The following is a 16,738-nucleotide window of genomic DNA, read 5'->3' on the forward strand; positions in this document are numbered from 1 at the left end:
CACCGAGCCACAAGGACTTCAGGGAACCGGACCAGTTTGGGCCCCAGGCCAATTCCAGGTCGGCGAAGGTCTCGAACAGCTCTTGCGGACGCATGCGTTCCAGCCGTTCGATGGCCTCGTCGACCGGATCGGTTTCGGCGGTCGGCTCCTCGGACGAGTCGGCGAGACCGCTTACCACTGTGCCTTCGGCGTTCAGCGACCAGTCGACGTCGCGTTCTCCGTAGGGACGGCTGTGAACCTGGAACTTCCACTCTCCGCCTGTCTCCAACGGGTGCAATGTCAACTGCACTTCGCGAGAGCTCTTCTCGGGCAGGATGATCGGCTCGAAAAAGAAGACGTCCTTGGCGTGGGCCGGGGTTTCGACCGCGGCCAGCGCCATCGCGGCGTACGTCGCGCCGGGGACGACGACGGTGCCGTAGATGACGTGGTCGGAAAGCCACGGCTGCGTCTTGACCGAGATCCGGCTCGTGTAGATGGAGTCCCCGGAAGCCAGGTCCTTGGCCGCGCCGAGGATTCCAGTCCCTGCGCTGCCGTCGAAGCCGGAGCTCGTGATCGCCGAGGTCTTGGGCCAGAAGCGGCGGTGCTGGAACGGATATGTCGGCAACTCGACCTTGTGACCGGGCTGCCGCTGCACTGCAGCGAAGTCGGGTCGGTGCCCACCGACGTAGGCCGCTGCCAGCGCGTCGGCGATCTGACGCCGATCGCTGATGCCCTTGCGCAGCGAGACGATTGCCCGCGGTGCGGCCAGGTGTTCCGGCCATACCTGAACCGCTGCGCTGGTGAGCACCGGTTGCGGACCGATCTCCATCAGGACCGAGCAGCCCAGCGCCGCGACGGTCCGCACGCTTTCGGAGAACTGCACCGGCTGACGTGAATGGCGGCGCCAGTACTGAGCATCGAGTGGGGTCTGGGCCGTCAGGATTGCTCCGGTGCGGTTGCAGACCAGGGGGAGTGTCGGCGCTGCGAACTGCACCTGCGCCGCGTACGCCTCGAATTCGTCGAGCACCGGGTCCAGCAGTTCCGAGTGGAATGCGTGGCTGGTCTGCAGCCAGGTGCAGCGCGTCCCCTCGTTCCCGAACTGGTTGACGATCTCCTCGAGATCGTCGCCCGGGCCGGAGAGCACGGTGTTGGGTCCGTTGTAGGCGCCGACCGACACCCGCGGGAACTTGCTTGCGATCTCCTCGACGTGCTTGGGGTCGGCGAACACCGCCACCATGCGACCGCCTTCGGGCAGGCTGCCGAACAACCGGCCGCGCTCGGCCATCAGCCGGGCACCGTCCTCCAGGCTGAAGACGCCGGCGACGCATGCCGCGGCGTACTGGCCGACGCTGTGGCCCAGTACGACGTCAGGTGCGATGCCCCATGACTGCCACAGCCGCGCCAGGCCCATCTCGACGGCGAAGAGCGCCGGTTGCGCATACGACGTGTGTCGCAGCGTCTGTCCGGCCTCGGCATCCTGGGCGAACATCACGTCCAGGAGCGGAAGCGGCAGCATGCCCTTGACCGCGTCGGCGCACCGCGTCACGGTCTCGGCGAAAACCGGCTCCGTGTCGAACAACTCACGCGCCATGCCCGGGTACTGGCTGCCCTGTCCGGTGAACAGCCATGCGGTGGTCGGGTGGTTCGTGTGCTCACCGCGCACCACACCGGGCCGGGTCCGGTTCTCGGCCAGGTCGGCCAGAGCCAGGCGTGCTTCCTCGATCGAGTCCACGACCAGCGCGGCCCGATGCTCGAAGTGCGACCGTCCGGTTCCGGCGGTCAGGCACACACCAGCCAGATCGGCGTCCGGGTGGGCGCTCAGCCACGTCTCGTACCGCTGTGCCAGTGCCACGAGAGCTTCGGGTGACCGCGCGGACAATGCCAGCACGCTCACCTGCTCGGCAGGAGCCTGTGTCTCCGCCGACACCTCGTCAGCGGGCTGGTCATCGGGGGCGGCGGCGGGTCGCGCCGGCGCCTCCTCGATCAGCACGTGCGCGTTGGTGCCGGTGAACCCGAACGAGCTCACACCGGCGCGGCGGGGCCGGCCGTTGGTCTGCCAGGGGGTCGCCTTGTCGACGACCTGCACCGGCAGCGAATCCCACGGAATGTGCGGCGACGGGTTGTCGAAGTGCAGGCTCTGCGGCAGGACTTCGTGCTGCAACGACAACACGACCTTGATCAGACCTGCTGCGCCCGAGGCAGATTCGGTATGGCCGATGTTGGTCTTGACCGAACCCATCAGTAGCGGCCGGTCGGCATCGCGCGCGCTGCCGTAGGCGGCGGCAGCCGCCTGGACCTCGATCGGATCGCCGAGCGGCGTGCCTGTCCCGTGCGCCTCGAGGTAGTCGACGTCGCCGCCGGTCCACCCGGCGCGGGCCAGCGCCGTTCCGATGAGGCGTTGCTGCGCACCGCCATTGGGCACGGTCAAACCGCTGGACGCGCCGTCCTGGTTGACCGCGCTGCTGGGGATGACCGCGCAGATCCGGTCGCCGTCGCGCTCTGCATCGCTCAGCCGCTTGAGCACGAGAATCCCACAGCCCTCACTGCGTACGTAGCCGTCCGCCGAGGCGTCGAAGGTCTTGCACCGCCCGACGGGGGAGAGCATGCGTGCCCGAGATGCGGCGACCACCGTCACCGGAGACAGCAGGACGTTCACGCCACCGGCCAACGCCAGGTCGCAATCGCCGGAGTGCAGTGCCTGGCAGGCCTGGTGAATCGCCACCAGGGCCGAGCTGCAGGCGGTGTCGACTGCCATTGCCGGGCCTTCGAATCCGAGCGCGAAGGCAACCCGGCCGGAGATGGCGTTGAGGGCGTTACCGGTGATGAAGTACGGCTCGATCTTGTCGATCGACTCCGACGACAGCAGATGCGCGTACTCGTTGGCGGCCACACCGGCGAAGATGCCGGTCCGACTGCCGCGCAACGTGGCCGGTGCGTACCCGGCCCGTTCGAGGCCTTCCCAGACCGTTTCGAGCATCAGCCGCTGCTGCGGCTCGATCCACACGGCCTCGCGCGGGGAGATACCGAAGAACTCGGGGTCGAATCCGTCGATCCCCTCGAGGAATCCGCCGAAACGCGTGTAGGTCTTGCCCGCTGTCTCGGGATCCGGATCGTAGAACTCGTCGATGTCGAATCGGTCTTCGGGAACTTCCCGGATGGCGTCGACGCCGCCGGACAGCAATTCCCAGAACGCTTCCGGGTCGGGCGCGCCGGGGAAGCGGCACGACACGGCGACGATCGCGATGGGTTCATCTGTCCGCGCGGTCACCGCTGCCGGTTGCGACGCCGGCTTGGCCTGCTCGTTGAGTCCGAGTACATCGCCGAGCAGATACTCGGCCACGTCGGAGATCCGGGGGTGATCCATCACCAGCGTGATGGGGATCTCCGCACCCACTCCCTGCTCGATGCGGCGGCGCAATTCGACGGCCATCAGCGAATCCATGCCGAGGTCGAAGAACCCTGCGTCCTCGCGAATCTCCGAGGAGTCCACCCGGGTCACCTCTGCGACGGCGTCGCGCAGGTGATCGGTCAGCAGCTTCTTGCGCTGCTGCACCGGAGCATTGGTCAGGCGTTCGACCAGCTGTGTCTTGCCGGAGGCGGTGGTGGGCGCCGCGTTGGTAAGTTGCGCCGGTACTTCGCGTTCCAGCTCTGCCAGGAATGCGCGCCGGCCCGCCTGCTGGTACAGCGGCAGGAACCGGGACCAGTCGATGCGGGCCACGACTCCTTGTGTCGGGCCTCCAGCGGAGGCGAGCGCGACGGCATCGGCCAGTCCGGCCAGTGCATCAGCGGGTGGCAGTGTCCGGACACCACGCTGATCCAGCCGGGCACGAGACTCTGCGTCGGCCATGCCTGCGGCCCACGGACCGAAGTTGACGCTGGTGCCGGGGATGTTCTGTTCGCGAAGTCGCCAGGCCAGGCCGTCGAGGAACGCGTTCGCCGCGCCATAGGCGGTCTGACCGTATCCGCCCCACACCGAGGCGATCGACGAGGTGCTGATGAAGAAGTCGAGCTTCGCGTCTGCCGCGGCTTCGCTCAAATGCCAGGCACCCCAGACCTTTCCGGCGAAGACGCGATCCACCTCGGCGTCGTCCAGTTCGCCCAGCGGAGTGGTTCCGAGTTCACCGGCAGCATGCACGATGCCCGCCAGCGGTGGCATCTCGGCGGCGATCGTCTTCAACAGGCGTGCGACGTCGTGCGCATCGGCGACGTCGGCGGTCACGGCGCGGATGTCACAGCCGTGCTGCTCGCCGAGTTTGGTGATGCGTTGCTCGGCGGCTTCGCCGGGTGCGCGACGGCTGGTCAGCACCAGGTGCTTGGCGCCGTGGGCGGCCAGGTATCCGGCGATCTCCAGACCGATCGACCCCAGGCCGCCGGTCACCAGATACGCAGCGTCGCTGCGTAGTTCCAGCGGTGTACCGCTCGGCAGGTCCTCTCGGCGGACCAGCCGGGGGACATAAACCGCTTGGTCGCGTACCGCGATCTGGTCTTCCCGCCGGTTCGGGTCGGTCGATATCGCGATCCGGTTGAGCAGTGTGGTCCATTCACCGGCACTGCCCTCGGACAGATCAGCCAGTCCGCCCCACAACTGCGGGAGCTCCAGTGCTGCCGCGCGACCGAATCCCCACAGGGCGGTCTGTTCGGGAGCCACGGTGTCCGCATCGGCGACGTGCTGTGCGCCGCGGGTGACCAACCAGATCGGAGCCTTCAGACCGGCCTCGGCCGCGGCGCGGAAGAGACGCCGCGTTCCGGCCAGGACGTGGTGTTGCATCCGAAGCAGTGACCGCATCGAGGGCACGGCCTTGGCTTCCGGTTCCCCGTCCAGCGCTGCCACGTGAAGGATGCGCAGTGTCGAACCGTCGGCGGCCGCGGCGCGCAACGCCTCGGCGAGTTGAGCGGTCTCGGCATCCGACGTCGGCAGCCCGAGGAACCGGTACTGCTGCCCGCGGGAGGTCAGCGCGTCGACCAATGGCTGGACCGCCGGGGACTGTTCACCGACGAGCAGCCATGTGGACGTCTCTGCGGAGTCGGCGCCCGACAGCGGAGTGACCGCTTTCTCCCAGCGGAACTCGTAGCGGTCGTCGGCGATGGACTGAGTCGACCGCTGGCGGTTGTGTTGCGCTGCAAGCTTGGTCAGCACGTCCAGGGTCTGACCGTCGCCGTCCGTGCCGCCGAGCAGGGTCGCGAGCTCCTCGAGACGGCCGTCTTCGAGAAGTCGAACGGCCTGCGTGCGCGGACCGGCGACGTGCTGCTGCTGGTTGGGTTGTTCCCGATTGTCCCGGTACCAGTACTGGCGATGCTCGAACGGGTAGGTGGGCAGATCGAGCTTCCGTGCCTGCGGCTGCCGGAACGCGGCGAACTCGGGCAGGTGGCCCAGGACGTACGCGTCGGCGACGGCTTCGGTGATCTGCCGCTGGTCGGCGGTGTTGCGGCGCAGCGACGCGATCACCCGCGGGGCGCCGGCCGGGTCGGGCCACGCACCCAGTGCCGTCGCGGTGAGCACCGGCCGCGGCCCGATCTCGACCAGCAACTTGCAGTTCATGTCGGCCAGGGTGCGCACGCTCTTGGCGAACTCCACCGGTTGGCGGGCGTGCCGACGCCAGTAGGCGCCGTCGAGCTTCACGCTCCGGCCCAACGCGGCGCCGGTGCGGTTGTCGATCAGAATTCGTTGCGGTGCCTTGAAAGTGAAACGGTTTGCGTACGACTCGAATTCGTCGAGGATCGGATCCAACAGCGACGAGTGGAACGCATGGCTGGTTTCGAGCCAGTCGCACCGCACACCGTCGGCGGTAAGTCCGGCGACGGCCCGCTCCAGGTCCTCCGCAGGTCCTGACAGCACGGTGTTGGTGCCGTTGTAGGCGGCAACCGACAGGGCGGGGAACTCGTCGGTCAGGTTCTCCACCCGCTCTGCGGAGGTGAACACTGCGACCATGCGGCCACCGGCCGGCAGGCTGCCGAAGAGGCGTCCTCGTTCGGCCATCAACTGGGCGCCGTCCTCCAGACTGAACACGCCCGCGACGCACGCCGCCGAGTACTGGCCGACGCTGTGGCCCAGCACCACGTCGGGCTCGAAGCCCCACGACTGCCAGAGCCGGGCCAGACCCATCTCGATGGCGAACAGGGCGGGCTGCGCGTAGGAGGTCTGGCGCAGCGTCTGCTCGCCATCCAGGTCGAAGATCACGTCCAGCAGAGGCTGGTCGAGCTGGTCGGCGACGGCCGCCGCGCAGCGGTTCACCGTCTCGGCGAACACCGGCTCGGAGTCGAACAGCTCGCGGGCCATCCCGGCGTATTGGCTGCCCTGGCCGGTGAACAGCCACGCGGTCTTGGGCTTGTCGTGGGATTCACCCCGGATCAGTCCCGGTGCCGGACGGTCGTCGGCGAGGGCGCCGAGCAGTTCGATGGCGGATTCCCTCGAGTCGACCACCAGCGCGGCGCGGTGCTCAAGGTGTGCCCGGCCGACCCCGGCGGTGAAGCACACGTCGGCAAGGGTGGCCTCGGGGTGGGCGCTCATCCAATCGCGATATTGCTCCGCGACCTGCACCAGTGCGGCAGGCGTGTGCGCCGAGAGCGGGAGGATGCCGAATCGCTCAGCGTGTCCGGCGACGTCCAACTGCGGCGCCGCCGGTTCGGGCGCTTCCTCCAGGATGACGTGCGCGTTGGTTCCGGCGAACCCGAACGAACTGACACCGGCGATGCGTGGCGCGCCGTTGCGTTCCCACGGGGTGGCCTCCTTGACGACTTCCACCGCGAGCCGGTCCCACGGGATGTGCGGCGACGGGTTCTGAAAGTGCAGGTGCTGGGGCAGCAGCTCGTTCTCGAGCGACAGAACCACCTTGATGACGCCCGCGATGCCTGCGGCGGCTTCCAGGTGCCCGATGTTGGTCTTCGCCGAGCCCATCAACAACGGCCGGTCGGGTTCGCGTCCGGCACCGAGCACCGCACCTGCGGCCTGGGCTTCGATCGGGTCACCGAGCGAGGTTCCGGTGCCGTGCGCTTCGAGGTAGCCGACGTCCTTGGGTTCGAGGCCGGCGCGCTGTAGGGCATCGGCGATGACACGCTGCTGAGCGACGCCGTTGGGCACCGTCAAACCGCCCGATGCGCCGTCCTGGTTGATCGCGCTGCCGCGGATCACGGCCCGGATGTGGTCACCGTCGCGGATGGCGTCTTCGAGGCGCTTGATGACGATGACGCCGCAGCCTTCGCCGCGGACATAGCCGTCCGCGGCCGCGTCGAACGTCTTGCAGCGACCGTCGGGTGCCAGCATATGCGCGCTCGAGAAGGTGATCATGGTGGCGGGTGTGAGCAGGACGTTCGCCCCGCCGGCCAGCGCCAGATCGCACTCTCCTAAGCGAAGTGCTTGGCACGCTTGATGGATCGCCACCAGCGACGAACTGCACGCGGTATCGACCGCGACCGAGGGGCCCTGCAGGCCTAATCGATAGCTGATCCGGCCGGCCGCCGCGGCATTCGAAGTACCGATGGCCATGTAGGCCTCGATCTCGGGGTAAGTCAGCTCGTCAGAGGCCATTCCGAGGTAGTCGTGGGTGGCCAGTCCGACGAACACGCCAGTGTTGGTGTCAGCCAATGCCGTTGGCGCGGTACCCGAGTGTTCCACCGCGCGCCAGGCTGTTTCCAACAGGATCCGATGCTGCGGATCCATCAGCCTGACCTCGCGTGTTGACATACCGAAGAACGGGGCGTCGAATCCGGTTACGTCATCGACGAAACCGGCGCGGCGGGTCACCACCTTGCCTGGTGTGCCGGGCTCTGGATCGAAGAATTCCTCGACGTCCCAGCGGTCTTCGGGTACCTCTGAGATGGCTTCGCGACCGGCTCTCAGCAGGTCCCAGAAGCCATCGGCGTCCGGGGCTCCTGGAAAGCGCGCAGCGTAGCCGACGATGGCAAAGCGTGCGGTCTGTTCATCTGGACGTTCAACGGATTTCATCCCGTTGTCCTCCTCGCATCGGCGTGCAAAACTACACCTCCGCGCACCCCCCGAAAGCGCTTGAAGATCAACCCGAACCACTATTGCATGCGAACCTGTGGCGCGCGCTACTCCCCTTGCCCGGTCAAACTTCCCTCGTCAAGCTCCCTCAACCGTCACGGCGGAACGACGGGTATGTTGATGCCCCGGGGGGTCCTGCCGGTCCGGAGAGCGGCCGAGCATTGAGCACTACTGGGAGGGCCTGAGCTTTGCGGATCGGTAAGATAACTGTTGGCGCACTTGATGAATGGTCGCTGAGTCCTGGCTCGGTGACCTCGTGGCATCCGACGCCTGCAGCTCAGGAAACCGCAAGAAACGCACCGGTGAGCTCGGTGCCGGTTAGCTACATGCAAGGCCAACATCTGCGTAATTACACCCAGCGTAAAGCTGCGGGTTTGAATTTTTCACGGCAGATCATCGCTAGCTGTGAGGTTGCTGGGCAATGTGATATCTCGGCGATGGACCACGCCGTGAATACCTACCTGCGCAGGCACGACACATTCCGGAGTTGGTTCAAAGAAGGCGACGACGGCCAATTCGTCAGGCATGCAATCGAAAACCCGGATGATATCGAATTCGTGCCGGTCGACCAGGGCAACTTGACGGTCCAAGAAATTCACGCCCACGTCGTGGGCATACCGAATCCCCTGGAATGGGGCTGCTTTACGTTCGGCATCATCCAGAACGACGGTCACTTCACTTTCTTCGCTGCCATGGATCACGTTCATGGCGACGCGACCTTGATCGGCACCACAATGATGGAAGCCAACGGAATGTATTCGGCGATGAGCGGCAGTGGTCAGGCCCTCACACTTCCTGACGCCGGCAGCTTCGATGACTTCTGTGTCCGCGAGCGTGAGTACACGTCCACGCTGACCTTGGAATCACCTGGAGTGCGCGCCTGGATCGACTTCGCTGAGAACAACCAGGATGGATTTCCGGAATTCCCGCTGCCGCTGGGGAATCCGAACGAATCGACCAGCAGCGCCTGGTCCTCGGAAGTCCTGTTGAGCCCGGCACAGACGGAACGCTTCGACGCGGCCTGCTCGGCGGCCGGCGCCCGTTTCGTCGGTGGCCTGTTCGCATGCCTGGGCCTGGTGGAACATGAGTTCACCGGTGCGCTTACGTATTACGGCCTCACGCCGAGGGATTCGCGTACAGCCGGCGACAATTTCATGACACAGGGCTGGTTCACCGGTCTGATTCCGATCACCGTCCCGGTTGCGGCCACCTCTTTCAGTGACGCTGCCTGGGCGGCACAGCAGTCTTTCGATTCCGGCCTGGACATGGCGAGAGTTCCGTATTACCGCGTGTTGGAGTTGGCGCCGTGGTTGAACTGGCCACAACCGAACTTCCCGGTATCGAACTTTCTGCACGGTGGAGCGGCGCCGCTCAACGCCATCCTCGCGGCGGGCGACATGGGGTTGGCGAACAACATCGGAATGTATCCGGACAACCGGTTCTCCTACCAGTTGACGATCTACATCTTCCGGTACGGGGAGGGCACGGTCATGGCGATCATGCACCCCGACAACCCGGTCGCCGAGAAGTCGGTCACCCGCTACCTGGAGGCGATGAAGTCGGTGTCGTCACGCGTTGCTGACAGCGGGCACTGGGGCCGGGTCGCGTAGCGGAGAGCAAACAAATGGTCATGGATTTTCCGCTTTGCGCCGCCTTCGAGGTGAAGGTGGGGGCAACATGCGACGGTTAGCCGATTTCGTGGTGCGGTGGCCCTGGGTAGTGATCGGGGCCTGGGCCGCATTGCTGATCGCGCTACCGCTAACGTTCCCCTCCCTCGGCGCGATGGCCGAGAAGCACCCGCTGGCAATCCTGCCCAACGATGCGCCGTCGAGCGTCGCTGCCAAGAAGATGACCGAGGCGTTCCACGAATCGGGCAACAACGATCTGTTGTTGGTGGCCCTGATCAACGAGAACGGGCTGGATTCCTCGGACGAGGCGACCTACCGCAAGCTGGTGGACGCGCTGCACGACGATGTGACAGATGTCGAGAGCGTTCAGGATTTCATCGGCACCCCGCAACTGCGACAGTTCCTGACCAGCAAGGACAAGACCACCTGGGTACTTCCGGTGGGCCTGGTGGGTGAGCTGGGCACACCGCGGGCAATGGACTCGTTCAACCGGGTTTCCGAAGTCGTCAGGCTCAGCACGGCCGGCAGCCCGCTGGCCGTGCACCTCACCGGTCCGGCGGCCACGGCTGCCGATCTGACCGTGGCGGGGGAGAAGGATCGACTCCCGATCGAGATCGCGATCGCGATCCTGGTGCTGGCCGTGTTGTTGTTGGTCTACCGCAGCGCTGTCACGATGCTGCTGCCGTTGATCACGATCGGGTCGTCCCTGCTGATCGCGCAGGCACTGGTGGCGGGCTTTTCGCAACTGACCGGCGCGGGTGTATCAAACCAGTCCGTCGTATTTCTGAGTGCGATCATGGCCGGTGCTGGCACCGATTACGCGGTCTTCCTGATCAGCCGATATCACGACTATCTGCGGTCGGACAACGATTTCGACGAGGCCGTCCGGGCGGCGATGATGTCGATCGGGAAGGTGATCTCGGCATCTGCCGCGACCGTGGGGCTGACGTTCCTGCTGCTGAGCTTCACGAAAATGGGTGTGTTCAAAACGGTCGGGGTGTCGGCCGCGATCGGTATCGGCGTGGCGTATCTGGCGGGAATGACCCTGTTGCCTGCCATCCTGGCCCTGGTCGGGCCCCGCGGCTGGGTCAAACCCCGGCGCGAGCTGACCGCCCGGTTCTGGCGGCGTTCGGGCATCCGCATCGTTCGCCGGCCGGTTCCGCATCTCGTCGCCAGCCTTGTGGTGTTGGCCCTGCTGGCCGGCGCCGCGATCTTCGCCCGGTACAACTACGACGATCGCAAAGTGGTGGCGGCGTCCGCGCCGAGTTCGATCGGATACGCCGCGGTCGAGCGCCATTTCCCCATCGCCCAGTCCATTCCCGAGTACATCCTCATCCAGTCACCGCACGACCTGCGCTCACCGCGTGGTCTGGCGGACCTGGAGCAGCTGGCGTCACGTGTCGCCCAGCTACCGGACGTCGGCCTGGTCAGCGGCATCACCCGGCCCCTGGGGGAGGTACCCGCGGAATTCCGGGCGACCTTCCAGGCCGGCATCGTCGGCGACCGGCTGGCCGACGGTTCGACCCAGATCGACCAGCGTTCGAGTGATCTCAACCGACTGACGGCCGGGGCCGATACGTTGGCCGACAGCCTCGCCCAGGTGCGCACCCAGATCAACCAGATCGCGCCCAGTCTCCAGAGCGCGGTCGACGCGGTCTCCTCCGTGCGCACGGAATACGGTGGCGACAAGCTGGTGAAGGATGTCGACACCGCGGCCAAGCTGATCGACAGCATCAACGCGTTGTCCAACTCCATGGGGTACAACTTCTCCGCGGTCAAGAACGTGTTCGCCTGGATCGGGCCGGTGCTGATGGCGTTGAACGGCAATGCGGTTTGCGATGCCAACCCCTCGTGCAGTGACAGCCGCCTTCAGATGCAACGGCTCATGGACGCCAACCAGGACGGCAGCCTCGACAACATCAACGATCTGGCCCACCAGCTCAACGGCGTCGGCGGCGGACAGACTCTCAACGCCACGGTCAAGAAGCTGAACGCGGCGCTGGCCAGCGTCACCAAGGCGGCCAATGCCATGGGGATGAACAAGCCCGGCGGTCCGCAGTCGGGATTGAAGGACTTGCAGAGCGGTGCCAACCGGCTGGCCGGTGGAAGTCGCGAAGTGGCCGGTGGCGTGGACGAACTGGTCAAGCAGGTCAAGGTGATATCGGCCGGGTTGGACCAGGCCTCGGCGTTCCTGCTGACGATGCGCAACGACGCCGCGGATCCGGCACAGGCGGGGTTCAACATCCCGCCCGAGGTGCTGAACATGGAGGAGTTCAAGAAGGCCTCCGCGGCGTACGTCTCGCCGGACGGCAAGTCGGTGCGGTATCTGGTGCAGACGAAGCTCAACCCGTTCAGTCCCGAGGCCATGGACCAGGTCAACGAGATCCAGAACATCGCCCGGGGCGCGCAGCCCAACACCACGTTGGCCGACGCCTCGATATCGATGGGTGGTTTCCCGGCCGGACTGCGGGATACGCGTGATTACTACCAGCAGGACATCCGGTTCATCATCATCGGCACTCTCGTCGTCGTGATGCTGATCCTGATGTTGTTGCTGCGTTCGCTCGTCGCGCCGATCTACCTCGTCGCGTCGGTGGTGATCTCCTACCTGGCCGCACTGGGTATCAGTGTCGTGGTGTTCCAATCGCTACTCGGCCAGCAATTGCATTGGAGCGTGCCACCATTGGCCTTCGTTGTGCTGGTCGCGGTCGGAGCCGACTACAACATGCTCCTGGTGTCGCGAATGCGCGACGAGTCTCCGCACAGCATCCGGTACGGCATCATTCGCACACTGAGTTCGACCGGAGGGGTGATCACCGCAGCGGGCCTCATCTTCGCCGCCTCGGTTGCCGGACTGATGTTCTCCAGCATCGGCATGGTGGTGCAGGGCGGCTTCGTGATCGGAATCGGCATCTTGCTGGACACCTTCGTGGTGCGCACCATCACGGTGCCTGCCATCGCTGCGCTCCTCGGCAAGGCCAACTGGTGGCCGTCACGAATGAGCGATCAGAAATCGCTACGCACACCGGCGACCAGCGCGTGACCACGGCGGGAAGCGCGCATACGTGATGTATGGAAAACTCGAAACGAAGCAAAGCGGGCAGGTGCAGAGATGAAGAAGCTACTCGCAGGACTGACGGTGCTGGTAACTGCCGGTGTCACAGGGTGTTTCGGCGTCGGATCGGCGGCCGCCGATGACACTGCCGCCCCCGGCGTATCGAATGGCGGTACGCCGCCCCCCGCGCCGGCAGACCCCGGGACCGCGTACGCCCTTGGCGGAGCTCACGTTCTCGGTATCCCTTACGACGAGTACATCCGCATGACGGGTGAGCAGTGGTTCCCCGGGATGAAGCGGGTGAAGGTCGACTACCCGGCAGGGCAGGTTCAGGGCCACACCCTGGAACGTCTCTTCCCCGGGATCGGCCCGATCGGCGAGCAGATCTACCCGGGCCTCGGCCTCGACGGTCCCAGCATCGGCGAGTCGGTCGACGAGGGTGAAGGCAACCTCGACGCCGCCATCCGCAAGGGCGGCAAGGGACGGGCGATGGGGTTGTCCGAGGGAGCGCTCGTGCTCAACGCAGTGAAGGCGCGGCTGGCCAACGATCCGACCGCCCCGCCGCCGGACCAACTGAGCTTCGCGACCTTCGGCGACCCGATCGCCAAGAGTCCCTTCGGTGAGAGTTTCCTGACCCAGAACTTTCCGGTCGGCAGCGTCGTGCCGTTCATGGATTACCGGGTGCCGGCTCCCGTGGAGAGCCAGTACCACACCGACCAGTTCATCTCGGCCTACGACAGCATCGCCGACTGGCCGGACCGGCCCGACAACTGGATGAGCGTCCTCAACGCCGTCGCCGGCCTTGCCACCGGTCACACCGCGATCGCGTTCACCAATCCCAGCAATGTTCCGGCGCAGAACATCCGGACGACGGTCAACTCCAAGGGTGCGACGACGACGACGTACCTGGTGCCCGAAGAGCACTTGCCCCTGGTGCTGCCCTTCAAGTACCTCGGGTACGACCAGGGGACACTGAATCAGCTGGACGCGATACTGAAGCCCCGGGTTGACGCGGGTTATTCGCGCAACGACGACCCGGCGACCGCGCCGATCACCGTGGATCCGGTCCATGGCTTCGACCCTGCGGAGGTCACCGCACCGGCCAACGACGCGACGTTCGGTGGCGGCACCGATCCCATGTCGGAGATCGCCAACGGTGCGTTGTCCCTGTTGTCCGGCGGACATTGACAGCGGCGCCCGAGCCGACGAATTCGACGAGTTAGTACGGACGTGAAATGACGCTGACGACGCCTTCGCCTCAATCAACCATTCTTTCGATGCTGCACGGACGTGCCAGCCTGCGTCCGGACGACGTGGCTTTCACGTTCACCGATTACACCGCAGACCCGGCCGGGGTTGCCGAGACTGTGACGTGGTCGCAGCTGTCCCGCCGGACGATGAACGTCGCACGACAGATCCGCCTGAGCGGATCGGTCGGTGACCGGGCGGTGATCCTCGCTCCGCAGGGCTTGGAGTACATCCTGGCTTTCCTCGGTTCCATGCAGGCCGGGTTGATCGCGGTTCCGCTTCCATTGCCCCATCGCGGCTCCAATCACGACCGGGTGAGTGCGGTCTTCGTCGATACCGCGCCGTCGGTCGTCCTCACGACCTCCTCGGTCGCGCAGGATGTCGGCGATTACGTGGATCAGTCACGTCTGGACACCGCTCCGAAGATCCTTCAGATCGAGTCCCTGGACGTGGATGTTCAGGACGGGTCGGACATGCCGAGCTTCGACACGTCCGACTACCCGGAAACGGCATATCTGCAGTACAGCTCGGGTTCCACCCGCCTGCCGACCGGTGTGATGATCTCGCACCGCAACCTGCAGGCGAATTTCGAGCAATTGATGCGCTGCTTCTTTACCGACAGCGACCGCAAATCGCTGGCCAACGCCACGATCGTGTCGTGGCTGCCCTTCTATCACGACATGGGGCTGGTACTGGGTGTCTGTGCACCCATCCTGAGCGGCTATCGCGCCGCGTTGACCAGCCCGGTTGCGTTCCTGGAGAAGCCGTCCCGCTGGATCCGGGCGCTGGCCGAGAATCCTGCTGCATTCTCGGCCGCACCCAACTTCGCCTTCGACCTTGCCGCGCGTAAGACGAAGGACGCCGACCTTGCCGGGCTCGACCTCGGCGGGGTGGTGGGCATCATCAATGGCGCCGAGCGGGTGGAGCCCGCCACCTTGGAGCGCTTCGCCGACCGGTTCGCCCACTTCAACTTCGCCGACCACATGCTGCGCCCGTCGTACGGGATGGCGGAGGCCACCGTCTTCGTGGCCACCGGCTCGTGGTCCGAGTCGGCGGACGACGTGTATTTCGATGTCGACGAGTTGGCGGCAGGCCGCGCCAAGCGCTGCGCGGCCAGATCCGGCACCGCGCTGGTGCAGTACAAGCTCCCGCAGTCTCCGATGGTGCGGATCGTCGACGTCGACACCAACCGGGAATGCCCGCCGGACGCAGTCGGCGAGATCTGGGTGCATGGCGACAACGTCGCGGCCGGCTACTGGAGCAGGCCACCGGAGGAGCAGCAGTGTTTCGGCGCCACTCTGGTCGACCCGTCTCATGGCACGGTCCGCGCCCCATGGCTGAAAACCGGTGACTTGGGCTTCGTCTCCGGCGGAGAGCTTTTCATCGTCGGTCGCATCAAGGATCTGCTGATCATTCGCGGGCGCAACCACTACCCCGAGGACATCGAGGCGACGGTCCAACAGATCACCGGTGGCCGGGTCGCGGCCATCTCGGTTCCGGTGAACAGCACCGAGAAGCTGGTCACCGTCATCGAGCTCAAGAAACGCGGCGAGTCCCCGGTGGAGGCAGGTCATTGGCTCACCGCGATCAAGAGCGATGTCACCTCTGCGATATCCAACGCGCATGGCCTGAACGTCGGAGATCTCGTTCTGGTACCGCCGGGGTCGATACCCACCACGACCAGCGGCAAGATCCGTCGCGCCGCCTGCGCGGAACAGTATCGCCAGGACGAATTCGCGCGCCTGGACGCCTGAGCAGGCACCCGCGGCGCGAGATTGCCGTAGTGGCGGCGTACATCGTTGCCCCGCTGCGGATTTCGTGATGGTCGAAATCGATTCGTGCTACGGATGCACCGGCGTCTTCACTGCTGGGGCGCGTGCGGTTCCGATCACTGCGATTGCGGACCTGGCCACCGATGCCGGACGCGACGATGATGGCTGCGGGCGGGCGGATCCGGGTGGAGGGGTGCTGTGTGAAGATGGAGGTGTTATGAGCGCAACAGAACTGAGCCCGACGTCCCTGCGTGAGGCGTTCGGCCACTTTCCGTCCGGTGTCATCGCGATCGCTGCCGAGGTAGAGGGCACTCTGGTCGGCTTGGCGGCCAGCACGTTCGTGCCGGTGTCGCTCGACCCGCCGCTGGTGTCGTTCTGCGTGCAGAACTCGTCGACCACCTGGCCCAAGCTCAAGGACCTCCCCTCGCTGGGGATCAGTGTGTTGGGCGAATCCCACGACGAAGCGGCCCGGACGCTCGCCGCCAAGACCGGGGACCGGTTCGCCGGGCTGGAGACCGAGTCACGCGAATCCGGCGCGGTGTTCATCCACGGAACCAGCGTGTGGCTGGAGAGCGCCATCGAGCAGTTGGTGGAGGCCGGCGATCACACCATCGTGGTGCTGCGGGTCAGCGACATCACCGTCAACGCCGATGTCGCGCCGATCGTGTTCCACCGCAGCACGTTCCGCAAGCTCGGCGCCTGACGACCCGGGGGCCTTGGGTCCGTCTCAGGGACGTGCAGCCAGTTCGTCGCGGTATTTGGCGATGCGCTGTTCGATCTCGCCGGCATCGTCCGGACGGCCCTCTTTACGGGCCAGGTCGGCCCTGACCGACAGTTCGCGGATCGCGGTCCGGATCTCGTTGACGCTGTGAGTCTGTCCCATGCTCATAGAGCTGCCTTTCGACGCTGATTGGCTGCTTTTCTCGAGCCTACGCCGTCGAACAAACGCCGAGTGTGGGGGCAGATAGCGGGATTTGGTTTGATGGCGGGCGGGGGGGCCCCCCGGCGGAAGAAGCTAGCGCCTGAACAGCTTGTTGCCCCCCCCCCCCAAACG

7 protein-coding genes are annotated in these 16,738 nt (G+C 65.7%); 5 read left to right on the top strand and 2 right to left on the bottom strand.

Features of this window, described 5'->3' with window-relative positions; all coding sequences use genetic code 11:
* Positions 1 to 7,921 (bottom strand): type I polyketide synthase (locus A5779_RS24055; RefSeq protein ID WP_064886259.1); only part of this gene is annotated, 7,921 nt, incomplete at its 3' end.
* A 248-nt stretch (positions 7,922 to 8,169) separates the two neighbouring features.
* Between A5779_RS24055 and A5779_RS24060 the strand changes: the two genes are divergently transcribed.
* The 5 genes from A5779_RS24060 to A5779_RS24080 all read left to right on the top strand — a co-directional run bounded on the left by A5779_RS24060 (position 8,170) and on the right by A5779_RS24080 (position 16,387).
* Entirely contained in the window at positions 8,170 to 9,591 is a 1,422-nt protein-coding gene (locus A5779_RS24060; RefSeq protein WP_064886260.1) for a condensation domain-containing protein, read from the top strand.
* 67 nt (positions 9,592 to 9,658) lie between these two features.
* A complete protein-coding gene (locus tag A5779_RS24065; protein WP_064886261.1) occupies positions 9,659 to 12,652 on the top strand; it encodes an MMPL/RND family transporter in 2,994 nt (997 codons plus the stop codon).
* 69 nt (positions 12,653 to 12,721) lie between these two features.
* Positions 12,722 to 13,852 carry an acyltransferase PE gene (gene pe, locus A5779_RS24070; RefSeq protein ID WP_064886262.1) on the top strand — a complete coding sequence of 377 codons (1,131 nt, stop codon included), beginning with the start codon at positions 12,722 to 12,724 and terminating at the stop codon, positions 13,850 to 13,852.
* 47 nt (positions 13,853 to 13,899) lie between these two features.
* On the top strand, positions 13,900 to 15,666 hold the full coding sequence (locus A5779_RS24075; protein ID WP_082941825.1) for an AMP-binding protein: 1,767 nt from the start codon (positions 13,900 to 13,902) through the stop codon (positions 15,664 to 15,666).
* A 235-nt stretch (positions 15,667 to 15,901) separates the two neighbouring features.
* Positions 15,902 to 16,387 carry a flavin reductase family protein gene (locus tag A5779_RS24080; RefSeq protein WP_044514767.1) on the top strand — a complete coding sequence of 162 codons (486 nt, stop codon included), beginning with the start codon at positions 15,902 to 15,904 and terminating at the stop codon, positions 16,385 to 16,387.
* A gap of 24 nt (positions 16,388 to 16,411) precedes the next feature.
* Here the strand turns inward: A5779_RS24080 and A5779_RS33660 are convergent, their stop codons facing one another.
* The gene (locus A5779_RS33660) at positions 16,412 to 16,573 is read right to left on the bottom strand and encodes a hypothetical protein (protein WP_110762097.1); all 162 of its coding nucleotides are present in this window, start codon (positions 16,571 to 16,573) and stop codon (positions 16,412 to 16,414) included.
* Positions 16,574 to 16,738 lie beyond the last annotated feature (165 nt).

The organism is Mycolicibacterium peregrinum, from assembly GCF_001665625.1.
Taxonomy (GTDB): Bacteria; Actinomycetota; Actinomycetes; order Mycobacteriales; family Mycobacteriaceae; genus Mycobacterium; species Mycobacterium peregrinum_B.

What these genes read in the sequence shown, in the direction of transcription:
- A5779_RS24065 (WP_064886261.1), top strand. Translation starts at nt 9,659, where the DNA reads ATGCGACGGTTAGCCGATTTCGTGGTGCGGTGGCCCTGGGTAGTGATC.
- pe (WP_064886262.1), top strand. Translation starts at nt 12,722, where the DNA reads ATGAAGAAGCTACTCGCAGGACTGACGGTGCTGGTAACTGCCGGTGTC.
- A5779_RS24075 (WP_082941825.1), top strand. Translation starts at nt 13,900, where the DNA reads ATGACGCTGACGACGCCTTCGCCTCAATCAACCATTCTTTCGATGCTG.
- A5779_RS24080 (WP_044514767.1), top strand. Translation starts at nt 15,902, where the DNA reads ATGAGCGCAACAGAACTGAGCCCGACGTCCCTGCGTGAGGCGTTCGGC.
- A5779_RS33660 (WP_110762097.1), bottom strand. Translation starts at nt 16,573, where the DNA reads ATGAGCATGGGACAGACTCACAGCGTCAACGAGATCCGGACCGCGATC.